Source organism: Ruegeria sp. YTSC003 (assembly GCF_059609785.1).
On record NZ_JBXWMK010000001.1, the window covers coordinates 644,328 to 667,540 of the forward strand.

The 23,213-nt window shown below is 56.3% G+C and carries 22 protein-coding genes and 1 tRNA gene; 7 read left to right on the forward strand and 16 right to left on the reverse strand.

Annotation, left to right across the window (positions count from 1 at the left end):
• Positions 1-26: 26 nt before the first annotated feature.
• The 6 genes from AC2FFH_RS03195 to AC2FFH_RS03220 all read right to left on the reverse strand — a co-directional run bounded on the left by AC2FFH_RS03195 (position 27) and on the right by AC2FFH_RS03220 (position 4,725).
• Positions 27-824, reverse strand: a complete 798-nt coding sequence (locus AC2FFH_RS03195) for a hypothetical protein (protein WP_496780589.1) — start codon at positions 822-824, stop codon at positions 27-29.
• A 124-nt stretch (positions 825-948) separates the two neighbouring features.
• Entirely contained in the window at positions 949-2,250 is a 1,302-nt protein-coding gene (gene hisD, locus AC2FFH_RS03200; RefSeq protein ID WP_496741274.1) for a histidinol dehydrogenase, read from the reverse strand.
• Between the two features lie 60 nt (positions 2,251-2,310).
• A complete protein-coding gene (locus AC2FFH_RS03205) occupies positions 2,311-2,778 on the reverse strand; it encodes a GNAT family N-acetyltransferase (RefSeq protein WP_496780587.1) in 468 nt (155 codons plus the stop codon).
• Positions 2,779-2,821: 43 nt separating this feature from the next.
• On the reverse strand, positions 2,822-3,298 hold the full coding sequence (locus tag AC2FFH_RS03210) for a DUF2948 family protein (RefSeq protein WP_496768810.1): 477 nt from the start codon (positions 3,296-3,298) through the stop codon (positions 2,822-2,824).
• A complete protein-coding gene (gene murA, locus AC2FFH_RS03215) occupies positions 3,295-4,563 on the reverse strand; it encodes a UDP-N-acetylglucosamine 1-carboxyvinyltransferase (RefSeq protein WP_496768812.1) in 1,269 nt (422 codons plus the stop codon). Before murA ends, AC2FFH_RS03210 begins: the two co-directional genes overlap by 4 nt.
• Before the next feature lie 6 nt (positions 4,564-4,569).
• Positions 4,570-4,725, reverse strand: a complete 156-nt coding sequence (locus tag AC2FFH_RS03220) for a hypothetical protein (protein WP_199520031.1) — start codon at positions 4,723-4,725, stop codon at positions 4,570-4,572.
• 83 nt (positions 4,726-4,808) lie between these two features.
• Between AC2FFH_RS03220 and AC2FFH_RS03225 the strand changes: the two genes are divergently transcribed.
• Positions 4,809-4,883, forward strand: a tRNA-Thr gene (locus AC2FFH_RS03225).
• Between the two features lie 351 nt (positions 4,884-5,234).
• On the opposite strand, the gene AC2FFH_RS03230 is transcribed toward AC2FFH_RS03225, so the two are convergent.
• The 4 genes from AC2FFH_RS03230 to AC2FFH_RS03245 form a co-directional block, all read right to left on the reverse strand.
• Positions 5,235-5,789, reverse strand: coding sequence for a hypothetical protein (locus AC2FFH_RS03230; RefSeq protein ID WP_496757336.1), 555 nt, complete (start codon positions 5,787-5,789; stop codon positions 5,235-5,237).
• On the reverse strand, positions 5,789-7,000 hold the full coding sequence (locus tag AC2FFH_RS03235; protein ID WP_496757334.1) for an AAA family ATPase: 1,212 nt from the start codon (positions 6,998-7,000) through the stop codon (positions 5,789-5,791). Before AC2FFH_RS03235 ends, AC2FFH_RS03230 begins: the two co-directional genes overlap by 1 nt.
• 806 nt (positions 7,001-7,806) lie before the next feature.
• Positions 7,807-8,310, reverse strand: a complete 504-nt coding sequence (locus tag AC2FFH_RS03240) for a hypothetical protein (protein WP_496843734.1) — start codon at positions 8,308-8,310, stop codon at positions 7,807-7,809.
• 385 nt (positions 8,311-8,695) lie between these two features.
• A complete protein-coding gene (locus tag AC2FFH_RS03245) occupies positions 8,696-9,646 on the reverse strand; it encodes a GlxA family transcriptional regulator (RefSeq protein ID WP_108862113.1) in 951 nt (316 codons plus the stop codon).
• A 137-nt stretch (positions 9,647-9,783) separates the two neighbouring features.
• On the opposite strand from AC2FFH_RS03245, the gene AC2FFH_RS03250 reads away from it, so the two are divergent.
• The 4 genes from AC2FFH_RS03250 to AC2FFH_RS03265 are packed head-to-tail and all read left to right on the forward strand — an operon-like array spanning position 9,784 to position 14,256.
• Complete coding sequence (locus AC2FFH_RS03250; protein WP_109310760.1) at positions 9,784-10,494, forward strand: GntR family transcriptional regulator; 711 nt, start codon at positions 9,784-9,786, stop codon at positions 10,492-10,494.
• A 7-nt stretch (positions 10,495-10,501) separates the two neighbouring features.
• Positions 10,502-11,419, forward strand: a complete 918-nt coding sequence (locus AC2FFH_RS03255) for a dihydrodipicolinate synthase family protein (RefSeq protein ID WP_496740646.1) — start codon at positions 10,502-10,504, stop codon at positions 11,417-11,419.
• 3 nt (positions 11,420-11,422) lie between these two features.
• The gene (locus AC2FFH_RS03260) at positions 11,423-12,919 is read left to right on the forward strand and encodes an aldehyde dehydrogenase (RefSeq protein ID WP_496843736.1); all 1,497 of its coding nucleotides are present in this window, start codon (positions 11,423-11,425) and stop codon (positions 12,917-12,919) included.
• Positions 12,916-14,256 (forward strand): NAD(P)/FAD-dependent oxidoreductase, encoded by a 1,341-nt coding sequence (locus AC2FFH_RS03265; protein ID WP_496768820.1) that lies wholly within the window; start codon positions 12,916-12,918, stop codon positions 14,254-14,256. The genes AC2FFH_RS03260 and AC2FFH_RS03265 overlap by 4 nt, the downstream gene beginning before the upstream one ends.
• A gap of 4 nt (positions 14,257-14,260) precedes the next feature.
• On the opposite strand, the gene AC2FFH_RS03270 is transcribed toward AC2FFH_RS03265, so the two are convergent.
• From AC2FFH_RS03270 to AC2FFH_RS03295, 6 genes are all read right to left on the reverse strand, one after another.
• Positions 14,261-14,995, reverse strand: a complete 735-nt coding sequence (locus tag AC2FFH_RS03270) for an SDR family NAD(P)-dependent oxidoreductase (protein ID WP_496843737.1) — start codon at positions 14,993-14,995, stop codon at positions 14,261-14,263.
• Positions 14,992-15,723: an SDR family NAD(P)-dependent oxidoreductase gene (locus tag AC2FFH_RS03275; RefSeq protein WP_496843738.1), complete on the reverse strand. Its 732-nt coding sequence runs from the start codon at positions 15,721-15,723 to the stop codon at positions 14,992-14,994. Before AC2FFH_RS03275 ends, AC2FFH_RS03270 begins: the two co-directional genes overlap by 4 nt.
• Positions 15,724-15,734: 11 nt before the next feature.
• A complete protein-coding gene (locus AC2FFH_RS03280; RefSeq protein ID WP_496768823.1) occupies positions 15,735-16,838 on the reverse strand; it encodes a mandelate racemase/muconate lactonizing enzyme family protein in 1,104 nt (367 codons plus the stop codon).
• 76 nt (positions 16,839-16,914) lie between these two features.
• Positions 16,915-18,462: a trimethylamine methyltransferase family protein gene (locus AC2FFH_RS03285; RefSeq protein ID WP_496843739.1), complete on the reverse strand. Its 1,548-nt coding sequence runs from the start codon at positions 18,460-18,462 to the stop codon at positions 16,915-16,917.
• 156 nt (positions 18,463-18,618) lie between these two features.
• Positions 18,619-20,445 carry a BCCT family transporter gene (locus tag AC2FFH_RS03290; protein WP_496843740.1) on the reverse strand — a complete coding sequence of 609 codons (1,827 nt, stop codon included), beginning with the start codon at positions 20,443-20,445 and terminating at the stop codon, positions 18,619-18,621.
• Positions 20,446-20,720: 275 nt separating this feature from the next.
• Positions 20,721-20,906 (reverse strand): hypothetical protein, encoded by a 186-nt coding sequence (locus AC2FFH_RS03295; RefSeq protein ID WP_496843741.1) that lies wholly within the window; start codon positions 20,904-20,906, stop codon positions 20,721-20,723.
• Positions 20,907-21,001: 95 nt separating this feature from the next.
• On the opposite strand from AC2FFH_RS03295, the gene AC2FFH_RS03300 reads away from it, so the two are divergent.
• Entirely contained in the window at positions 21,002-21,907 is a 906-nt protein-coding gene (locus AC2FFH_RS03300) for a LysR substrate-binding domain-containing protein (protein WP_496843742.1), read from the forward strand.
• Between the two features lie 99 nt (positions 21,908-22,006).
• Complete coding sequence (locus AC2FFH_RS03305) at positions 22,007-23,161, forward strand: aromatic ring-hydroxylating oxygenase subunit alpha (protein WP_496843743.1); 1,155 nt, start codon at positions 22,007-22,009, stop codon at positions 23,159-23,161.
• Positions 23,162-23,213 lie beyond the last annotated feature (52 nt).

The window sequence follows — 23,213 nt, forward strand, 5'->3', positions numbered from 1 at the left end:
ACACAGACCATTTCCTGACAAACTCGCTACAACGGGTGATCCGAAGGGTCGATTCCGTGCTTCCGCAGCAGGGTGTCGACAAGCGAGCCCTTGGCGATTTCACGACCCTGAAAAATCTTCCGAAACCAAGATCCAAAGAAATGCACGGACATTTTGTTCTGCCAGTCCAGAAACTCGAGCGCCGACATATCCGGATCGTTCCAGTGCTTTCTGTACCTAAGAGGAATCGCGTAAAGCTCGGCGCGGGCAGAACACATATCATGTTCCGGCGTGTTATAAATGTAGTGAAAGAACAAAGGTGGCCCAAAGGTCGAAAGCGGCAAACTCCAGACAGTTGATCTGCCGAATATGTCGATGTAGCTCTTTCGCCGATCCTCTGCCCACCAGGGCGGAACAAGGTCGCTGGCAAAAGCAAAATCACACATTTTTTTCAATGCCAGGCTGTCGCTTGGCAAGGCAACAACACCATTCATCATACGCCGACGTTTCATATTCGCCTTAGGAAACAAGTAACCCTGTTTGGTCTCGAACGGTCTGTTCGCGTAGGCATCGGCATCCACCCAGATATAGTCGGTATCCTGCATAAGCTTCAGGCGGAACAGATCCGCATGAACGGCAACGGATCGGGTGATCGGGTCGCGGTAAATCTCGGACGTATCAAATACTTCACGTGCGTCACGCGCCTCGATGTAATCCGGAATATCCTCGAGGTCGCCATAGTGGTAGACGATCGGCTTCTGGTCCACATCCGCGAAGGATTTCAGGCACAAATGCTCTAGAAAACTAAACCGTTTGCCGATCCAGAGTGTTGCCACGCGTTCCAAGTCTGGCTCCTTTGTGCCGGGTCGTCTTGCGGCTAGGGCGCCGTTGAACACCCATATGTTTCAAGCCCAATCCATGAGAACCAATGCAGGTTCACAGCAGGTGTGACCCCATAGCCATAAACCTTCAGCCATTCAGACGCTTCAGTCGCGCCGTGACAGACAGCCCATGCGCCTCAAGGCTTTCGGATTGTGCCAGTTGCTCAGCTGCTGGTCCGATTGCACGCAGGGCTTCTGGTGTCATTTGGCTGAGTGTGGTGCGCTTGAGAAAATCCATCACGCTGAGACCGGAAGAGAAGCGGGCCGAACGGGCCGTCGGCAGCACGTGGTTGGGGCCGCCAACATAGTCTCCAATGGCCTCGGGCGTGTACTGGCCCAGGAAGATAGCGCCAGCGTGGACAGTCTTGGCGCTCAGCGCGACCGGGTCGGCCACGCACAACTCAAGGTGTTCGGGCGCGATGCGGTTCGACAATGCCGCCGCCTCGTCCAAATCACGCACGGTGATGATCGCGCCGAAATCACGCCAGCTGGCCCCCGCGATTGCGCGGCGTTGCAGGGTTTCAAGGCGTTTATCGACGGCTTTGACGACAGCCTGCCCAAACCCGGCGTCATCTGTAATCAGAATCGACTGCGCGCTTTCGTCATGTTCTGCTTGGCTAAGCAGATCCAACGCGATCCAGTCGGGGTCGTTGTCCTTGTCGGCAATCACCAGAATCTCGGACGGGCCGGCAATCATGTCTATGCCAACCTTTCCAAAAACGCGGCGCTTGGCGGCGGCGACAAAGGCGTTGCCCGGCCCGGTGATCTTGTCGACGGGCGCGATACTGTCGGTGCCATAGGCCAGTGCGGCAATCGCCTGTGCACCGCCTACACGATAGACTGTATCCACACCGGAAAGCTGCGCCGCCAGCAGGACCAGCGGGTTCACCTGCCCGTCCGGCGTTGGCACCGCGATGGCCAAACGCTCGACTCCCGCAACCTTGGCCGGGATTGCGTTCATCAGCACTGATGACGGATAAGATGCCAGCCCGCCGGGCACATAAAGACCAGCAGCCGACACTGCAGACCAGCGCCACCCCAGCGTTGCGCCTGCTTCATCGGTCCACGCGTGATCCTCAGGCATCTGCCTTTCGTGATAGGTCCGGATACGGTCGGCAGCCAATTCCAGCGCGGCCCGATCTTCGGCCGAGACCTGATCCACAGCCTCAGTGATCTGTTCAGCGCTGAAGGCCAATGTTTCGGGGGTCAGCTCCAGCCGGTCAAACTTGGCGGTCAGTTCGATCACCGCCGCATCGCCGCGTTTCCGCACGTCATCGATAATCTCAGCGACAACGGCGTCCACATCCGGGCTGTCCTCGCGCTTGGCGGACAATAGTGTTTTGAAGGCGGTCTCGAATTCAGACGACGTCGTGTCGAGGAAAACAGGCATGTTCTGGCACTCCGGAGCGTTTGATCGGGACATACCGCCCAGATGGGCCGGCCTCAACCCTCAGTCCTGTAGGTGCAGCGATTTGCGCATACTCAGACAGGGCACGTCATTGCGCTGACTGCATCCTCCGGTGGCTTCCCAGCCGTGCCGCGCATAGAAACCCTGTGCCGTTTGGGTGGCTTCAAGCTGCCCCTCGGTACAGCCAAGAGCGATTAGTTCCCGCTCAAGCGTCTTCAACAAAGCACCGCCAATACCGCAACCAATGTGACCTGGATCGATATACAAAAGCGTGACTTCTCCGGCTTCGGTCAGCCCACCGACTGCAGCAGGCTGCCCGTTATTCTCGGCGAGCCAGATTTGTGCCCCGTTCCTGATCCAGCCTCTGATCGTCTCCGGATCTTTGTTTGCGACCCATTGTGCGATCACCTTAGGATCATCCTGATGGTCCGCCTTGCAAAGCTCGGTAATTGACCGGACCAGAACACGGCTCAGATCGAACACGTCGAAAACGGTCGCACGGCGCAGCACCAGACCCTGTGGGGGTCCGGGGAATGCCTGCGCTATGCCGCGCTTATTCCGGATGGTGCGGTGCCTGACCGGAAGGGGCCTGATACGGCCGGGTCACGTCCTTGAGGGTGACATCCAGCGCCTCGACCGACAAGCGGATCGTACCATCTCCGGCCAGTGTTAGCATGATCTGCCCGGCACCGTCTTCGCCCGCTTCGAAATCAATCGACAGCAGGGACATCACCATTTCCTTGTCGCCGCGTTCGACCCCTTGGCTCGCCACAGAAAGCACTGAATCGAAAACCAGAACCGACTGCACCCGTTCAAACGGGCGGTCGCGGCGGGCGGCGGCATCTTTGTCTTCCCAGCGGAACCGGTTCAGCAACAGGCCAAAGCGACGTTCAGAGGGCCGCCACGTCATCTCGGTGATTGGGAAAACCGCATCCTGCGCCAGGGTCGAAATCACCTGAAGGTCATCGGCGTCCTCGGCCCCCAGATTCAGTGGGGCTTCGCGTCCGTCTTCAAAACTTGCATCTGTCATTGGCCTTTGATCCGTTCAATCTTTGCGCCCACGCCTTCCAGCTTACGCACCACATGTTCATATCCGCGGTCCAGATGATAGACCCGACTGACTGTCGTTTCCCCTTCGGCCGCCATACCGGCCAGAATCAACGACACCGAGGCCCGCAAATCCGTCGCCATTACGGGCGCGCCTTTTAGGCGTTCAACTCCGGTCACGGTCGCCGTGCCACCGTGCACTTCAATATTCGCGCCCATGCGCACCAATTCCGGGGCATGCATAAAGCGGTTCTCAAAGATACGTTCTTCCAGAACTGAGGTACCTTCGGCCGTGCACATCAGCGCCATCATCTGCGCCTGCAAATCCGTCGGGAAACCGGGAAACGGCTCGGTCACAACGTCCACAGCGTTAACACGGCCGTTCTTACGGGCAACCTTCAGGCCTTTTGGGGTTTCTTCGACATGCACTCCTGCCGCATCCAGCTTGGCCGCAAAAGATTCGACCAAAGCCATCCGACCACCCAACAACTCAACTTCACCGCCGCACATGGCCGGGGCCAACATATATGTGCCCAGTTCGATCCGGTCGGTCACCACCTGATGCGTTGCACCATGCAGGCGATCAACGCCCTGAATCTCGATGGTCGAGGTCCCCTCACCCGAAATTTGCGCACCCATCTTGCGTAGGCACTCAACCAGGTCAACAATCTCCGGCTCACGTGCGGCGTTCTTCAGAACGGTCGTGCCTTTGGCCAGCGTGGCGGCCATAACGATGTTCTCAGTTGCGCCCACCGAGGCAAAGCGCATCTCATGCACTGCGCCTTTCAGCCCACCCGGGGCTTTGGCGTGCAAGTAACCGTCTTTAAGCTCGATCTCGGCGCCCAGCGCCTCAAGACCTTCGACATGCAGGTCCATCGGTCGTGCACCGATGGCACACCCCCCCGGCAACGACACAACAGCCTGTCCAAAACGCGCCAGCAAAGGACCCAATACCAGATTGGACGCCCGCATCTTGCGCACGATCTCATAATCCGCCGTCTGACTGAGCAGATCATGGCTGGACATCGCCAGCACCTGCCCGTCCTGCAGCGAAGACACTTCTGCCCCCAGCGATTGCAACAGCGCAGTCATTGTCTTGATGTCACTCAGCCGCGGCGCATTGGTCAGCGTCAGCGGTTCTTCGCTGAGCAACGTTGCGGGCATCAGCGTCAGGCATGCGTTCTTGGCCCCCGCAATCGGTATCTGACCGTTCAGCGGCCCGTTGCCCGTTACCAAAATCGAATCCATCTGCTCTTATCCCTCGTCCTTGCCGGTCTTGTCCTCGGATGCCGCCCGCGCTTTGGCTTGCGCCTTGCGCCGCGCCATATTCGCCTTAAGCGCGGCCTTAAGCCGTTCTTCGCGCGCGTCCCCGGATTTACCGTCTTTTTTAGGTGAATTTTTGTCTGCCATTGTCTTTCTCTACAGGAGACGAAAAAAACCGTCCAGACACCCTTGCGCCGCGTTTCGTTTGAGTCTAATCACCCGCCCACAGCGCTGCTGTAGCTCAGAGGTAGAGCACTCCCTTGGTAAGGGAGAGGTCGAGAGTTCAATTCTCTCCAGCAGCACCACTAAAGCACCGAAATATATGTTCTTTTTGACATTTTCAGCCCAAACTTGAACCCCACATAAGTACAGAAAAGTACTGCAGATTCCTGCATTTTCTGACGGAATTGTCCACAATTCGTGCAAAAATGGTGCAAAAATGGTGCACGGAATCCGCTTTGTTTCTCGCATCGAATCAATGGATTAATGCAACTGTGCAAAATGGGGAGTGCTCAACTACGAGAACTCAAAGGCGTCCGTGCGTCCAAGGCGGCGGCTGTTACTAGGGTGCCAGCGGTGTATCCGGACATCAGCCGCATGCAGGAAGCGGGTATACAAGCGGACGCTGCGCCCGTAGTTACTACACTGTATTGATGCTAATCTATATAAAAGCCAATTAACTGCATTAGCTCGAGCAGACCCGGAGTGACACCCGCTGCTCTATGGACGCCATCTATTTTTAGGCGACCGGCCAAGTCAGCGGCGCCCATGTTTTTTCTATAGCCGGGCCAAACTACTTGAATTGCAGCTAAAGACCTACCTCGAGGGGGGTCGTTGCGTTCGCAGCCGGGGAAGTGTCGCAACAACAAACCTTCATGATCAGGTCTCTGCCATATTGTTATGAATTGTTTTCTTTCCAACAATTCTAGTGCCCGCCGCCCTCTATCTGCTGGTTCAGTCAGTCGATCTGTATCCAACAAGATAGCTTTTCCAATGAATGGCGCTTTTCGATTTTCCTTGTCGAACTGCTGAATGGCTTTTTGGGCTAGAGCGAGCGGATCACCAGCCGGTTGAAGGTTTTTGATCACAAGGTGAACACTTAGGCCCGCTTCTTCAGCAAGCTTACTTAAAAGCGCACCATAGCCTTGCTCACTCTCACCCTCGCATCCGAGAAAGATACGCTTTCTTCGTTGTATCTTGCGCCTACTCATTAACCGATACTCGGAATCCCGCCATAAACACCGCCTAAATAGTTTTGCAAGAAATTCTCTCCGCGTCGGATGCCTTTTATGTCACCAAGGCCGTAAACCTGTGTCGCTCCGCTATTATCTTTTTCGCAGATAAGCACTTCCTCCTTCAAAAGATCGTCAAGCAATGAGACTGCATGACAACTCATCCAGAGCTGCGCTCCATACCGGTTGCGCTCTGGATCTGAGAACCAACGCATGATCTCAGGAAGAACGGCTGGATGTATAGCAACATCAAGCTCATCTATTACCGCGATTCCACCTATCTCTAGCGCTCGATAGAGCGTTGGGTAAATCCTTACGAATTGCTGCGTACCGTGACTTTCAAAAAGCATCTTGATTGGTCGGTTCAAACCAGTGTGAGCGAAACTTGCAACTGGCGCACCGTTCTCAGCTATGATCTCTACTTGGTCGATGCCAAGGTCTATGCGACGGATGTCGCGGTTAAGAGCGTCAAGCATTTTGTCGTTCGACGCATACACTCTTAACAAGCCCTGCTCGTTATGCTCGAATCTCGTTAGTAAAATATTTGTATCAATTGAACTTGCCGCATTGATGAAGTTCAGTGCTAGCTTGTTGTTCAGTTGCCCCAAAGTCGAGATAACACTTGCGTCAGGACGAAGAATAGTTTGCAAAACTGAATGCTGGTGGCTGAGACCGACCCATTTTGCCACTTTTACTTCACCGATCTCATTCCTTTCGAAAATCCGAACCATCCGCGATGCATCTGTGGGCCTGTAGTACAAGCTTTCACTTATAACCCGGTCTTCCAAGTTACCGCGAGACGAGAGTTCGAGAGTGTATACGTATGGGCACGTTTTGGAGCTTTCAGCCGCCAATGGCTCCTCCATACCAGAGAACGTCAAGGACAATCTGGTCGGGGCATCGTAGGACATATCAGTTAGAAACTTTTGGTACGGCAGCGAGGACTTTGCTTGATTCTGAAAGCTGTATTGGACGAACCAAGATAGGAACGCGATAGCGCGAAGAACATTAGATTTTCCTGAAGCGTTTGCACCATATATCGCAACGATTCTTGGAGCGCGCTCTTCAGAACTATCAAAAATTTGAACCAAACGCCCCGGTTCATCGGGAACTTTCTTGCCTACGGTCAGATCGACGACCTGCCGTTCACGCACAGAATAGAAATTTTCTATTTCCAATCGGTAAATCATATCTCCGCCTCCAGCTTAGGCTTTTACGCCGATCAAAGTCAGCATTCAACAAAATTTCGTCAATAACGCAACTAAAAGTCCGTAAAATTAGGTCTACGCCCTGCTGGGTTTTACAGCGACAGAGATTGAAAGTTCAAATTCGCCCAAAAACCACGAAGTTTTCGACATTTTATGGTCGGTCAATCAATTCACTGCACTTAGATCACAGCTGTTTGCACCGGAGAATTCAAACCGCGAAGGAGTTCAGATGGGATCAAAATCAGGTTTCGCGCGGAGCTTTTCAGCCTCTAACAGGCTAGGTGAAATTCACCAAATATTTATCCTTTTAACCTCAATAGGTTAGAGGAATGTGTGCAAAAATGGTGCAGGCACTCAATAGATTCAATTCAAGGCATTGATTTTATTTAATAAATCGCGATATGAACGTTCCTTTGGTAAGGGAGAGGTCGAGAGTTCAATTCTCTCCAGCAGCACCATCTAATCTCCATTGAATAATGCACGCGCTGCTTGGTTATGAGCATGGCTGCCCAGTACCCGCTTGCATGTGCCATGGGCGCATCAAGCCCCAGTAGCGCGGTTCGAATTGCGCGTGACGCGTTGAGTTTACTTTGGACCATTCAGCTCAACGCCTTGTTCGCGGAGTATGAATGAAACCTTCCTCAAACGGGGTTGGGACTTGACGTTTGTAAGCCCCACTTGCCGGGATAAACTTGAATTTGTCGATCCACTCTCCCATTGAGAAACCGACAGTGCGTTGAATTATTTTTTGTCGAAATTACCCAGCGCGTGTGGGATCCCCGGTCGCGTCAAATGCGCCGTTCCGACGCTGACAATGCGCCCGCAAGCGAGCTCTTGATCTCTGATGGGATGTCCCGACCTTGCTGATTCAGCTTTGCGGCGATCCAGCCCGCAGAATGTCCACGGCATCCGATCTTGTTCAAGCGCGCCGCGGCCGGTGTTGTCACTTCACCCTGAGCCAGGGCCATGGATGCCTGAACCTCTGTGTCCGGCAGGACCATTCTAACGGCGCTGAACACGTCCATCGAGACCTGTAAAGTCTGACGCTCTAGCCGATGGGCGGCGTTGGTCAGCAATCGCGTGCAATAAGCCGACAAGAAATACCAACGGAACACCTGGAAAACCTGACCGTTGGACGCCGCCATATCCGGCGCGCGACCCGCAACAGCGGTCAGTTCTGAAAAGGCAGCTTCGGCCAATTTGGCCGCATCGCAAATCTGACGCTCGCGACTGGCACGAGAAACCGCGCCGTTGGCGAAGCGGGAGTCAGATTTACCGATTTCCAAGTGCATTGATATCCTCCACCGTCAAATTGTGATGAAGATATAAAATCTGACGGCATCGCCGGCATGGGAATTGCGGTCAGAATTTCCCGATTTGTCGTCTTTTTTGGCCAACTTCAGAGTCTGTCTATACATTTCACCCTATAAGTTGGCCTGTTTTGAGCCATTTGGTCAACTGGTGAACACCGCAAACGTTAATGTTTTAAACAAAAAGCACACATATCTGACACGATCTTGTAATAGTTATGCCCACTTCGATATGTATGAATACTCAATCCTGCTGACCAGTTTACCAGTAAAGTTTTAACGAGGGGGTACGAAGCAGGATCAGGGGGTGAGCGCCTGTTCAGCCAGGCTCGCCTTAGGACAGAGACGCTCCCCCCGTCCTTATCACTTAGTCTATCTTGTTCTTTTGGGCATGTGGCGTCACACCAAAACTCGACCGGTACACGCGCGAAAAATGTCCCGGATTTTCGAATCCGCAGGCCATGGCCACCTCGGTGACAGACGCTTCGGTCTGCAATAGCAGCTTCTGCGCGCGCTCCAGCCGAAGCTCCATAAAGTACTTCTTGGGCGACGTGTTGAGGTATTTACCGAACAGCCGTTCCAACTGGCGCGTTGAAATCCCCAGATCCCCAGCAATATCAGATGGGGAAACCGGTGCCTCGATGCAGTCCTGCATGATATGAATTGCCTTGGCGAGATGCGCGTTACGCATCCCGTTGCGCGATTGAAGGGACACGCGCTGTTTGGCCGTGGCATTGCGCACGGCGTTGTAGACCATCTGGTCAGCAACCGCGATGGACAACTCTTCGCCGTGGTCCCTTTCAATCAGGTGCAACATCAGGTCGGCGGTCGCCGTGCCACCCGAGGCAGTAATGTGCTTTTCATCGGCGACAAAGACACTGCGCACCAGATTCACCTCGGGAAAGGCCTCCATAAAGGCATCGTGGTACTCCCAGTGAATGGCGGCCTGCATCCCGTCCAGAAATCCTGCCTCGGCAAGCAACCACGCGCCCGAACACAAAGCGCCGATGGCCGTACCTCTCGCCCGCTCGCGCCGAAGGGTTGCTAGCAAAGGGCGCGAGACATGGTTGCGCATATGAATACCTGACAGCACGAACAGTTGGTCGGTCTTTGGCAGCGCGTCCAGTCCCCCATGAACCAAAGTCACCGACCCGTTGGAACAAACGGCCTGCTTGCTGTGTTCGGATACAAAAGACCACTCATACAGATCTTGACCGCTGACGAGGTTGGCAATGCGCAGCGGTTCGACCGCGCAGGAAAAGGCGAGATGCGAGAATTCCTCGATCAGGATGAAAGTGATGTGGCGGGGTTGGCGCATAGACGTCCGATTCAGTTTGACGTGGTCGACGGCCTATGCTGCACGATTCTTTTCTGTATACAACTTGTATTTTATTGGAATACAGAGAATGAACGAAATAGCCGGCACGATTCGCGCAGCGACTGTTGGAGGAACGGATGAAAGACGACGCCAAATCCCGAAAGGCCGAGTTGATGGAGCACCTGAAAGTGTCGATCCTGACGCTGCGCCTGCAACCAGGCACAGATCTGGACGAAGCGCATCTGTCCGACGCTTTCGGCTTGTCCCGGACACCGTTGCGCGAAGTGTTCCGGCAACTGGCGGGCGAAGGCTATCTGGACTTGCGTACCAACCGCAGTGCCCGGGTGTCTGAGATGTCTTATACCACCCTGCGTGACTTCTTTCTGGCTGCACCCATGGTCTATGGCGCGGTTTTGCGACTTGCCGCGCAGAACGCCACACGAACTCAGATCAACGACCTGAAAGACGCGCAACAGGCGTTCAAGGCTGCGTTGCAATCCGGATCCGCCGAAGATCGGGCGCTGGCCAATAACCGCTTTCATGATGTGACCGGAGAGATGTCAGGCAATGTCTACTTGCGGCCATCATTCAACCGGTTGCTGATCGACCATGCCCGGATCGGGATGACCTTCTATAGACCCCAATCCGCGCACAAGACCGAGAACCTGTCCGAGGCAAGTCGCCAGCATGACGCCATCATCGCCGCCATCGAGGCGGGCGATGAGGCGGCTGCTGCGCAGCTGGCCGAGGATCACTGGAACCTGTCACGCGACCAAATCGAACTGTTCGTGATGCCTGCTGCGCTGGATATCCCGATGGGTATCCCGCCCCTTTCGAAACCTGCATGAGGACGGAATGAACCCGATTTTTAGATTTGAGGGGATCTATACCCCGGTGGTCACGCCCTATCACCAAGATGGCGGCGTGAACTGGGATGCCCTGTCCCACGTGATCGAATACCTGATAGAGAATAGTGTGCACGGGCTGATATCGGGCGGGTCAACGGGTGAGAACTATGCCCAGACTGTCGAAGAACGACTGGAACTGGCGTCGTTCACGCATAAGCAGTTGAAAGGCCGGTTGCCTCTGGTTGTCGGAACCGGCGCGATGCTGACGCCGGATTCCATCGCGCTGGCCTCGGGCGCGCGTGAGATTGGCGCGGACGCGATCCTGCTGGCCAGCCCACCCTATTCGGTGCCGACCGATCGGGAAAACGCCCTGAACGCGCTGGCCATCGACAAGGCCGCTGACTTGCCGGTGATGTTGTACAACTACCCGCACCGCACCGGTACGATGATGGGGGAAGAATTCCTTGACCGCGTGGGGCGCAGCCGAAACTTCTGCGGCATCAAGGAAAGCTCGGGGGATATCAACCGGGTGCATTTGTTGGCGAGGGATTACCCGCATATCCAGCTTGGCTGCGGCATGGATGATCAGGCGTTGGAATTCTTCGCCTGGGGCGCACCGTTCTGGGTCTGCGGTGGGTCGAACTTCCTGCCAGCCGAACATGTAGCACTATATCAAGCCTGCGTTGTCGAAAGGAACTTCGCCAAGGGCCGCCGCATCATGTCCGCCATGATGCCGTTGATGCGGGTGCTGGAACAGGGCGGCAAGTTCATCCAGACCATCAAGCATGGCGTCACCATGAACGGGATCGACGCAGGCGCGATGCGGCCCCCGCTAAAGGGGCTGAACAAGGATGACAAACGCGCATTGGAACAGGTGACGCGCGTGCTGAAGAAAACAATCGCAGATATCGTGGCGGAGGGCTAAGGCATGGAATTGCTGACACAGGACGAATACAAATCCATCGCTGCGGGCCTGACCTTGCCCACCGGGGCCTTCATCGACGGTGCTTACCGCCCGGCTATCTCGGGCAAGACTTTTGAGACGGTGAACCCCGCTACAGGTGAGAATCTGGCCGATATTACCGCTTGCGACGCGGCGGATGTGGATTTTGCCGTCGAAAAAGCGCGCGAGGCGTTTGACGATGGACGCTGGTCCAGAATGCACCCCTCGGATCGCAAGGACATACTGATCCGACTGGCCAAGTTGATGACTCGCAATGCCCGTGAATTGGCAGTGATGGAGAGTATCGACAGCGGCAAGACCATTTATGACTGCGAAACCGTGGATATCCCCGAAACGATCCACTGCCTGAAATGGCATGCCGAGGCGATCGACAAAATCTATGATCAGGTCTCGCCCGCCAGCGACGACCACATCGCCATGGTGGTTCGCGAACCCATCGGAGTTGTGGGGTTGGTGCTGCCGTGGAACTTCCCGCTGCTGATGCTGGCGTGGAAGATCGGGCCTGCCTTGGCGGCGGGCTGCTCGGTTGTGGTGAAACCGGCAACCGAAACCACGCTGACCGCCCTGCGCCTCGCGGAACTGGCGATGGAGGCGGGCCTGCCGCGCGGCGTTCTGAACATCGTTCCGGGCGGCGGTGCTGATGTCGGTGAGCCGATTGGTCGACACATGGATATCGACATGGTCTCTTTCACCGGCTCGACCGTCACTGGCAAACGGTTCCTGACCTATTCGGCGGAAAGCAACGCCAAGGAGGTTGTGTTGGAGATGGGCGGCAAGAACCCGGCCATCGTGATGGATGACGCCGAGAACCTTGACCGCGTGGCGGCCCATGTCGTGAATGGCGCGTTCTGGAACATGGGTGAGAACTGTTCCGCCTCGTCCCGTCTGATCGTGCACAAGGACGTAAAGGCCGAGTTGCTAGAGCGGATCGCCCATCACGCGAAGCAGTGGAACATCGGTGATCCGCTGGACCCGGAAACCCGAATGGGTGCGTTGGTCAGCGAAGGCCACTACAACAAGGTCTGCGGCTACTTAGAGCAAGCCGAAAACGTGGTGATTGGTGGCAATGCCAACAAGGGTTTTGTCGAAGCGACCGTGGTCGAAGTGCCCGGCAATCACAGCACTCTGGCGCGCGAAGAGATCTTTGGTCCCGTTCTGTCGGTGATCGAAGTGTCTGGCTTTGACGAGGCCATCAAGATTGCCAATGACACCGACTATGGCCTGTGTGCTTCGATCTTTACGGCTAACGCCAAGCGAGCCATCCGCGGCGCGCGGGCGATCCGCGCCGGAACCGTGACGGTGAACAGCTTTGGCGAGGGTGACATCACCACCCCCTTCGGCGGCTACAAACAATCCGGTTTTGGTGGCCGCGACAACTCGGTCCACGCCCACGACCAGTACACCCAGTTGAAAACCATCTGGATTGATCTGGCCGATGATGCGGACGAGGCGATCGATTGACGGCCTATACTGCAAAACGGCTGCCACGACAGACTGGGCCGGCGGGGTGGAACGCCATTCTGCCGCCCCAAACATCGCTCCCCCGACTTGAACAGAACATCTCTGCCGACGTCACAATTGTCGGTGGCGGGTTTGCCGGGCTGAGCGCTGCGCGCCGGCTGCATCAGGTTGACCCAGCGCTCAAGGTTGTTCTGCTAGAGGCCGGTCGTTTTGCCGAAGGTTCCGCTGGCCGCAATTCGGGCTTCATGATCGATCTGCCCCATGATCTGGCCTCGGACAATTACGCCGGAGACGGGCTGGAAGCTGACCGCGCAACCATAGCCCTAAACCGCCGCGCAATAAGATTTGCAACGAACGTGGCAGATGAATGCAACCTGCCGCAGGAAATGTTCGATCCATGTGGCAAGTTCAACGCCGCTGCCACACGAGTCGGGGACAGGCACAACCGCGAATTCGCCGCGCATCTGGACCGGTTGGGCGAACCTTACACGCTTTATGACCGCCAACAGATGCAAGAGATCACGGGTAGTCCGCACTATTCCTCGGGCCTTTATGCGCCCGGCACGGTGATGATCCAGCCCGCCGGTTACATTCGGGCTCTGTCCTCTCACCTGTCGTCACAGGTTGATCTGTTCGAAAACTCTCCCGTTACCGGCTTTGAAAAACAAGGCGCGGGATGGCGGGTGAAAACACCTGAAGCGCAGGTTTCGACGGGCCGTATCATTCTGGCCAATAACGGCCATCTGGAGAGTTTTGGCTTCTACGAACGCCGACTGATGCACATCTGCCTTTACGCGTCGATCACCGAGCGATTGACGCCTGAACAGATCAAGACATTGGGAGGCCAGCCCCGCTGGGCCGTCACCCCAGCCGATCCGATGGGCACGTCGGTCCGGCGCGTCTCGGGCAGTTATGGGGATCGACTGCTGGTCCGCACCTGCTCGACCTTCCACCCGACGATCGAGACCAGCCCCATGCGCCTGCGCAATGCAGGGTGGGTGCATGACCGCAAGTTTCGTGAACGGTTTCCGCATCTGCCCGATGTACGAATGGAGCATCGTTGGGCTGGAATGCTTTGCCTTAGCCGAAACGGATCAGCGGCGTTCGGAGAGTTGGACAAGGGCGTCTTCTCGGCCTGTTGTCAGAACGGTTTGGGAATTGCCCGAGGGACATTGCAGGGCATGGCAGCGGCGGAATTGGTCACGCAGGGCGGATCGGACATTGCAAATCATTTCCTGGCCCAACCGATGCCGCCGCGCCTACCACCCGAGCCGTTCGCATCTTTGGGTGCAAATAGCTATCTGATTTGGAAAGAGTGGCGTTCCGGCAAGGAATGACCTGTCAGGGCAGGCTGAGCTTGGACATACGACCCCCATCCACCGTGTAAATCTGACCGGTGACAAAGCTGGCCTCTTCAGACACAAGAAACGCCACCACTGCCGCGACCTCCTCTGGTCGGCCAGTCCGGGCGACGGGATGGATGCGGCCAATGTCGCGGCGAAATGCATCCGGGTCCGGCTGAGCGTCGATGAAACCCATGTTCAGTTCAGTGTCGATCCAGCCGGGCGCCACCGCGTTGCAGCGGACCCCCTCCGTCCCGTGATCCACGGCGACGGCACGGGTCAAGCCGTGCAACCCGGCCTTGGTCGCACAATAGGCCGCATGGCCCGGATTACTGCCTAACCCTTCGATCGAGCCGATATTGACGATGTTTCCTTGCGTCTGCCGCAAATGAGGCAGCGCCGCCTTGATCAGCAAAAAAGGAGCCGTCAGGTTGACTGTCAGGTTGCGCTGCCAGTCCTCCAGGCTCGTGTCTTCGACAAGGGCTTCCTGCATCATGCCCGCGTTGTTGACGAGGATATCCAGACGCCCTGCCCGTTCAACGACTTGATTTACCACAGATTGCGGGCTGCTCGGATCACCAAAATCTGCCTCGATCCCTTCGAACCTGGGATCTTGCCCGCGTTGTGCGGTAAACACCTGCGCCCCGTCCTGACGCAGTCGATCAGCAATGGCCCGACCGATCCCGCTGCGTCCGCCGGTGACAAGGGCGGTTTTGCCATTAAATCGGGTCATGATACCGGCTTGCCTCCATTCACTTCCAGCAACGCACCGCACACATACCGCGACGCATCCGAGGCCAAAAACAGGATCACATCAGCTATGTCTTCGGGTTCCGCAATTCGCCCCAAGGGAACAGTCTGCCCCAGCTTGGCGACAGCTGTGTCCGGGTCGAAGCCACGCTTGGCAAAACCGGATCGCAACATAGGCGTGTTCACCTCGTTCGGGCAAACCGCGTTGATGCGAATGCCCTGATGGGCGTGGTCCATCCCCATGCATTGGGTCAGAGAGGCAATCGCGGCCTTGGTCATGCAGTAAACTGCATGGTTTGGGCCAGGACGCAGACCCCAACAGGATGCGGTGTTCACAATCGCCCCGCCTCCGTTCGCAGCCATTATCGGTATCGCAGCGCGGCAAATGCGAAAGGGGGCTTCGACGTTCACGCCCAGAGACAGAGACCAATCCTGATCCGAAGTTTCAGTGACGGCACCCCGCGTAATGACACCTGCGTTGTTAACAACAATGTCCAACCCGCCCAGCGCATCTGCTGCCCTTTGCGGAAGTGCATCGGCATAGGTCGCGTCCAGCAGATCACCAGGCAGATGGGCATCAGCCTCGATCCCGTCAGTCAGGCGGTCAGCAACGGCAACCTGCGCGCCGGCAGCAAGTAGGCGGCGCACCAGAGAGGTTCCGATCCCCCCTGCAGCGCCTGTGACCAAAGCCGATTTTCCTTCAAACTCCATGATATGCTCCATCAGAAAGATGCGACCGGTGCGCCAAAGCGGGTTTCGTCGGGCACAACGCCCAACCCAGGCCCGGTTGGAACTTGGATATACCCACCCTCTATGCTGATTCCATTCTGGGCATCGTAGTTGCCTTCGATGTATGGCGCGGCCAGCCAAACACCTTCCAGCAGATCGGGTCGGACCGTCGCGCCAATATGCACGCAGGCCGCGGCGATAATGTCCCCGCCCCAACTGTCGTCGCAGGTTTGAGGCAGATTGCGCGCCTCGCAGAGGTCTCGAAACGCGCGCATTGGCTGCAGGCCACCAATCCGTGTGACTTTCATACCAAACCCATCCACCAGGCCAGTGCCGACCGCTGAGATAACCGTGTTCAGATCGGTGGAGTTCTCGTCCATGTAGATCGGATGACCAAGTTGTGGCCGTATCTTTTGCAGGTCCTCAATCGTGTTGCAGGGTTGTTCCATGACAAACGGGATATCCGGGCATTCGCGACTGACGCGCAATGCATCGCGGGTTGTCCAACCTCGGTTTCCGTCCACGGCCAAGCGCATTCCGGACCCGTCAATGACCTCCCACACTTTGCGGATGGTTTCGATGTCAACCTCAACCGGACGACCGCCAACCTTGATTTGCAGTCGCGGATAACCTTCAGCCAACTTTCCTGCTGCCAGTGTGGCGATGTCAACCGGCGCCCCAACACCAGTCGCGTAATACGACGGAACCTTGTCCACTTCGGCACCGCCGAGCAGTTCCGATACGCTGACCCCAAAATGCTTGCCCAGCAGGTCATGCGCTGCAATGTCGATGGCCGCTTTGGCATAGTTGTGGCCGTTTAGAAGACCATCCATCCGACGGTGCAGCCCCAGCAGCGAAACCTCGGCGCCTAGCAACCCATTTGCCATTTGGGCCAGAGCGGCACGCGCACCAGCGGCGTGGGCCTCGGCATAGGTGGGGCCAACCGGGCAGGTCTCGCCCCATCCGACCAACCCGTTGTCGGCCACCAGTTTGACCAATGTGGTGTCTAGCGCCCAGATCTCGGCATTGGCCATTGTGTAGGGGCCGTTTTTGACAGGCAGATCGTGGCTATAGATGTGAATTTCAGCGATTTTCACGACTTGTGTTCCGTACAGCTATTGAAGGGACAAACCCGCCCAACTGGCCGGGCGGGTGGAAAACGGGGGATTAACTTCAGTAACTTTGGTTCAGCTCATCAGCGGCCGGGATTTCACGCTCACGTCGGGCGATGTAGTCCAGCAGGGCCTCGTTTTTCGCCTCATCGAGTTTGGGTTCTTCATACTCGGCCAGCAACGCGCGTGCGCGGTTCAGGGCGCGCGCGGTGATTTCAATGCTGCCTTCTGCCTGCCATTGTTCGATCGAGTTGTTGTCGAACAGCTCGGGCATGAAGAACGCACTCTGGAAATTGTCCTGTGTATGGGGGTGACCAAGATAATGACCACCGGGCCCAACATCCGGAACCGCTGCGAGGGCTTGATCGAAATCGTGCCACTTTGGCCCCTCGGCCATGCGGTACGCCATCGCACATTGTTCGGCGTCGACGATGAACTTGGCCACGGAACAGTGCATCCCGGCCTCATTCCATCCGGCCGAGTGCCAGATGTAGTTGGCACCCGCATGCATGACTGCCTGCAAGGTGGTGGCAGATTCATATCCGGCCTGAGCATCAAAGGTTTTGGCCCCACCCAACGTGTTCGAAGTACGCCAAGGGACGTCATAATGCCGTGCCATCTGGCCAATCATGAAATTCATCAGGCTGATCTCGGGTGTACCCGCCATCGGCGCACCGGATTTCATCGACACGGTCGACAGATAGTGCCCATAGATCGCCGGCGCACCCTTGCGAATGACCTGTGTGTAGGCCAGCGCGCTAAGCGCCTCGGCATTCAGCTGCGCCACAGTGGCCGGAACAGATGCAGGCGTGTTGGCCCCCCCCAGAACGAAGGGTGAGCAGAGCACTGGTTGATTGCGACGGCAAAAGGCCCGCAATGCACCAAGCATGGTTTCATCCCAGACCAGTGGTGAGTTGCCGTTACAGTTGCCGGTTGTTACCGGGTGGTCCTCAAGGAAGTCGTCACCGAACAAGATGGCACACATGTCCATCACATCCTCAGCGTTCCTGGGCGAAGTGGTCATGCCCATGAACGTTTTGTCGGAATACTTCATCGACGAATAGGTGATACGCAAATGCCGCTGGCTGATCGGGTGATCATAGGGTTCCACGATGTGATGGGCCGAGGAATGCAGCGCGGGCATCATGTGGCTGAGTTTGTGGAACATCGCCAGATCTTCCAGCAACGGATTTCGGCGCACGTCGTCCAGATCGCGCAGGAATGGTGCGCCGGTCATCGGCACAAAGATCGAGTGCTTACCGCCCAGCCGCACATTCTTTTTCGGATCCCGCGCGTGATATGTGAAGTCGCTGGGTATGGTGGCGATCAACTCGCGCACCAACCCGCGGTCGAGGTAAACCAGCTCGCCATCGACTTTAGCGCCGACCTTCTTCCAATCTTCCAGCGCGATGGGGTCTCGGAACTGAACGCCAACGTTCTCAAGAATGTCCATCGAGGCACTGTCTATGCGTTCGACTTGAACGCCATCCATCACTTCACACAAGGGGATGCCTCTGGTCAGGCCAGGCAGCATTTCAAAGTTCGGGGCAGTGCGCAGGGCGCGGCGGGCAGAGCGTCCACCCGAGCGTGTCGCAGTACGAATGTTCACGGGGCAATCCTCCAATCTTGCTGATCAGACTGACGGATTCGGCGCCGGCGCACCTCACTGATTGCGATATCTGTTTGCAGGAAACGACATGGGCACCCGGAACGAAAAACGCCGCCCCACATGGGGCGGCGTCTGTTTTGGCATTGAGACCTGCGCTTATTCTGCGGCCTGCGTGCTAGCATCGGTGTGCTTGTCGCGCCGACCATCACGATAGAGCGCCTTGGTCAGCGAAACCATCATCAGGCCCATCACGATGGTAAAGGGCAGAGCACCGATGATCATCGCATTGCGCAACGCGTCCATCGGGTTGTTTTCACCAGCGGCCAAGATCAGCGCACCGATCACGGCGGTCAGGATAACACCCCAGATGATACGGTGCTTGACGCCGGTTTCCTGGCTGCCACCGGACATGATGGTGTTCATAACCAGAATGCCTGAGTCCGCAGAAGTCACCAGGAAGGTCATGATCAGAATCACGCACATGACGTTCAGCATGGACAGAAGCCCACCGTCGATCATGTAAGACAGCGTCACGAACAGCTTGTTGGTGTTCGACGCACCGATGATCGCGCCTTCAGCTACACCAGCCAATTCCAGATCAATTGCAGTACCACCCAGAACAGTCATCCAGGCAAAGCAAACCAGCGCCGGCGCCAGTACGCAGCCAAGAATGAACTCACGAACAGACCGACCCTTGGAGATGCGCGCCAGGAACAGGCCCACAAACGGCGAGAACGCAATCCACCAAGCCCAGTAGAAGGTGGTCCAGCCCGACTGCCAGCCAAACTGACGGCCTTGCTCGCCTGCGGCGTAAACAGCCGCCAGCGTGTCGTCACTCAGCTCAGCCGCAGAACCTTCAAGACCGCTCTTAAAGCCGTCAAAGCTGCCCCATGCGTTGGTTGCGCCACCCACCAGATCAGCTGCATGCGCCTGCGCTTCAGCGGGCAGAGCCGCTGCAAACGCTTCGGTCGACAACGGACCGTATGCACCAAAGCTCAGCGAGAGGAAGTGCAGAAGGTAGTCAAACAGTGCTGTGCCATAGGTTGTCATGGCGAAAACGAACGAGCCGAAGATCACAAAAGTGCCCAGCAGGATGATCGACAGAACAAGGTTCAGGTTCGACAGGTACTTAACACCACGTCCAACACCGGAAACCGCCGAAATGATCGACAGACCCATGATGACAACCAAACCCGCGATCAGACCAACTTTGCTTGGCGTGGGTACTTCACCACCAAAATCCATGATCCATTCCATGCCGGTGATTGCATACAGACCATCGATGAACTGGCTGACACCAAATCCGATCGTAACGGACACACCCAGGATCGTTGCAACAACGCCCAGAACGTCAACGACGTGGCCGAGGAAACCGTTCATCAGACGACCAAAAAGCGGGGTAAGAGCCGCGCGAATGGTCAGTGGCATGTCACGGGTATAAGCGTAGTAGGCCAGCGACAGGCCGGTCACCACGTAAATCGCCCAAGCATGGAAACCATAGTGCAGGAAGGTGTACCGATACGCGGATTGAACGGACTCTGGATCGTTGCCGGCAACTGCACCAGCCACGACCTCGGGGTTCGATCCCCACAGGCCCAAAGGTTCAGCGGTGGCAAAAACCATCAGGCCGACACCCAGACCCGCGCCGAACATCATCGAGAACCAGGAAAAGTTCGAAAACTCGGGTTTCTCGCCCGCTGTTCCCATAACCCGCTTTCCGGTCGTTGGAAGGATGGCAACAATGACGAGGAAGATGACAAACAGGCCGACAATGACCACGTAGAAGCTGTTGAAGATTTCCAGCAACTTTCCATTCCAGCTGCCAAGTGTGCTGTTGGCATTGGCCGGGAAGACAAGTGCCCACAGTACAAGGGCAACCATGATGCCCTTACTGATTAGGGCGATTGGGACGCTGTAGTTTTCATAGAATCCGGCATCGGCCGTTTCTATTTCTAGATCCGTAAAGGGTTCGGGTATCGACATGTTGCTCCTCCGTGGTGCTGTATCAATTGCGAAACTGCCTCTGCATTTCACGCAATTCGCCCAATCGCCTCGAACGATGGGGAAGGTGCTGCAGCAGACGTATCGGCTCTTTCTTGTTTCGTTTCTGTGTTTCAGAAATGCGGCACCGCCGCATGGTCTTACGCCTTCTGAGTTGCATTGAATTCAACACACCGTGCAATCAGGCGATACTCGGTCTTACCAACTGGGAATGGGTTCGCGCCTCCTTCACGTCCCCTTTCGACCTTTCCCGTTTGTCAGTTCGGGACATCATTGTGTCGCAGTACCGTCTTGCGACGTCCGGAAAATTCTCTCGAAAAGCCCGAAAAACACAACGTTTGTTGGTAGAACTGACTATAGTGGCGCTCCGTTCTAAATTCGGCCAGAACCGACGCATTGACGAAAAATGCGACATCCGCCTTTAACTTGAGCCAGAAAAACATCAAATCATCAAAAGCGCTATAGCTTTCACCTTCAAAAAAACTAAAACTGAGTTGATAAAAATTAAACTAACCCGAAAAACGATTCACCAGCTTCCATGTCCAGACGCCACTACAACCTGCCGCCACTGACAACCTTGTCAGCTTTTGAGGCCGCCGCCCGCCACCTGAGCTTTAAGAATGCCGCCGTTGAACTGTCTGTCACTCCCGGTGCGGTCAGCCACCAGATCAAAGCGTTGGAAGGCGATCTGGACACACCCTTGTTTCAGCGCAAGCACCGCGGCGTTGATCTGACCGAGGATGGCAAGGCGCTTTACGAGGCGCTGTCCACGTCCTTCGGGCGCATCTCGAAAACGCTGAGCATGATCCGCGACCGATCGACAGCCGGAAAGGTGACCGTAGGATCGACAACAGCGGTTGCTGCTTTGTGGTTGTCTCCGGCTGTCATTCGGTTTTGGCGGGACATGCCCGAAGTCAATGTTGATCAACTGTCACAGGATCGACCTTTTCGCGATCGCCCAGACGTCGACTTTTTCATCCGCTACGGGCGGGACAGCGATCCGAACCTGTCACATACGCCGCTGTATCGCGACCAGCTTGTCCCGGTTGGAAGCCCCGAGATGGCAGAGAGGCTGGCGGATGCCGGTCTTGAAGATTTGACGTCTGAACGGCTGATTCATCTGGATTCAGAAGACCGTACCTGGACCACCTGGCCGGAATGGTTTCAGCAGCTAGGGTACAATGGCACAGTGCCCATTGAATCCCGTGTCAACAGCTATTCAGTCGCGCTGCAGCTTGCACGCAAGGGAGCGGGGCTGGCGCTGGGTTGGCAGCGGCTGATCCAACCCATGCTGCAATCAGGCAAACTGGTGCCGATTGGCACGCATCAAGTGCCCGCTCCGAACCAGTTTTATTTAGTCGGGCGACCGGACGAAGAGCTCTCAGAAAGTGCCCGCGCCCTTAAGAACTGGATCGTTCAAGAGGTTCAGGAAGGTTCGGTTTAGGTGAAATCACTCTCTGATGAGCTTTTCTGATATTGAGACCAACAGGTTCAATCCGCCAATAGGGATTAATAGCATCCAGCAAAACCTCAGGAGAGCCCGATGAACAAGCATAGCGCGCTGTCTTCCGTTCTGGCCGATGTAAACGTCGCAAATGGCCTGCCGAACGAACATTACATCGATCCGACCGTTTTTGACGAAGAAAAGCGTTCTGTGCTGTATGCCAACTGGTCCGGGATCGGCTTCGGCAAGGATGTTCCGGAAGAAGGCGATGCAAAACCAGTCGATTTTCTGGGCATGCCGCTGCTGATTGTCCGGGACAAAGACGGCGAGGTTGGCGTTTTTCAAAACACCTGCCGCCACCGCGGGATGATACTGGTGGACACGCCGCGCAAAATCGGCGGCGCAATCCGCTGCCCCTATCACAGCTGGTGCTACAGCCTGAAGGGTGAGCTGCGCGCAACACCGCATGTGGGTGGCCCCGGCCAGAACAAGCACGAAGACGTCAATCGCGAAGACCTGGGCCTGATCCGCGTGCGGTCCTACGTCTGGCGCGACGTGATCTTTGTGAATGTTGACGGCACAGCGCCGGAATTCGAAGAGGTTCACGGTGCCCTGCTGGAGCGATGGGAAGAGTTTGACAAACCCGTCTTTCACGGCGGTGAAACCTCGTCGTTCAAGCTGGAGGTCAAAACCAACTGGAAGCTGGCGGTCGAGAATTATTGCGAAAGCTATCACCTGCCGTGGGTGCACCCCGGTCTGAACAGTTATTCGCGGCTGGAGGATCACTACAACATCGAAGAGCGCGGTCAGTATTCGGGCCAAGGGACCCTGGTTTACCGCCAACTGACAGATCAGGACGGCGCAACCTTCCCGGATTTTGACGGGCTGAGCGACAAGTGGAACGAAGGCGCAGAGTATATTGCGGTTTATCCAAACGTTCTGCTGGGCGTGCAGCGCGATCACGCATTTGCCATTGTGCTGGAACCGGTCGATCAGGAAAACACCGTCGAACATATCGAGCTGTACTACGCCAAAAGCAATGATGACACTCCGCAGCATGATGGACTACGTGCCTCGAACGCGCAGCTGTGGAAGACGGTGTTCGAAGAGGATGTCTTTGTCGTCGAAGGCATGCAGAAAGGCAGACATGGGATGTTGTTCGACGGCGGACGGTTTTCGCCTGCGATGGACGGGCCGACGCATAACTTCCACCATTGGGTCGCGACGCAAGTCGAAAACGGCCGCGCAGGCTAACCTTATTGGATCGGCCAGCCAGTCAGAGGTTGGCAGGTCGACGACAAATAGG

Coding starts and splice junctions, on each gene's coding strand:
- murA (WP_496768812.1), bottom strand. CDS start 4,563: ATGGATTCGATTTTGGTAACGGGCAACGGGCCGCTGAACGGTCAGATA.
- AC2FFH_RS03220 (WP_199520031.1), bottom strand. CDS start 4,725: ATGGCAGACAAAAATTCACCTAAAAAAGACGGTAAATCCGGGGACGCG.
- AC2FFH_RS03270 (WP_496843737.1), bottom strand. CDS start 14,995: ATGACCCGATTTAATGGCAAAACCGCCCTTGTCACCGGCGGACGCAGC.
- hisD (WP_496741274.1), bottom strand. CDS start 2,250: ATGCCTGTTTTCCTCGACACGACGTCGTCTGAATTCGAGACCGCCTTC.
- AC2FFH_RS03275 (WP_496843738.1), bottom strand. CDS start 15,723: ATGGAGTTTGAAGGAAAATCGGCTTTGGTCACAGGCGCTGCAGGGGGG.
- AC2FFH_RS03235 (WP_496757334.1), bottom strand. CDS start 7,000: ATGATTTACCGATTGGAAATAGAAAATTTCTATTCTGTGCGTGAACGG.
- AC2FFH_RS03230 (WP_496757336.1), bottom strand. CDS start 5,789: ATGAGTAGGCGCAAGATACAACGAAGAAAGCGTATCTTTCTCGGATGC.
- AC2FFH_RS03295 (WP_496843741.1), bottom strand. CDS start 20,906: ATGTTTTTCTGGCTCAAGTTAAAGGCGGATGTCGCATTTTTCGTCAAT.
- AC2FFH_RS03240 (WP_496843734.1), bottom strand. CDS start 8,310: ATGCACTTGGAAATCGGTAAATCTGACTCCCGCTTCGCCAACGGCGCG.
- AC2FFH_RS03210 (WP_496768810.1), bottom strand. CDS start 3,298: ATGACAGATGCAAGTTTTGAAGACGGACGCGAAGCCCCACTGAATCTG.
- AC2FFH_RS03250 (WP_109310760.1), top strand. CDS start 9,784: ATGAAAGACGACGCCAAATCCCGAAAGGCCGAGTTGATGGAGCACCTG.
- AC2FFH_RS03290 (WP_496843740.1), bottom strand. CDS start 20,445: ATGTCGATACCCGAACCCTTTACGGATCTAGAAATAGAAACGGCCGAT.
- AC2FFH_RS03255 (WP_496740646.1), top strand. CDS start 10,502: ATGAACCCGATTTTTAGATTTGAGGGGATCTATACCCCGGTGGTCACG.
- AC2FFH_RS03260 (WP_496843736.1), top strand. CDS start 11,423: ATGGAATTGCTGACACAGGACGAATACAAATCCATCGCTGCGGGCCTG.
- AC2FFH_RS03300 (WP_496843742.1), top strand. CDS start 21,002: ATGTCCAGACGCCACTACAACCTGCCGCCACTGACAACCTTGTCAGCT.
- AC2FFH_RS03245 (WP_108862113.1), bottom strand. CDS start 9,646: ATGCGCCAACCCCGCCACATCACTTTCATCCTGATCGAGGAATTCTCG.
- AC2FFH_RS03305 (WP_496843743.1), top strand. CDS start 22,007: ATGAACAAGCATAGCGCGCTGTCTTCCGTTCTGGCCGATGTAAACGTC.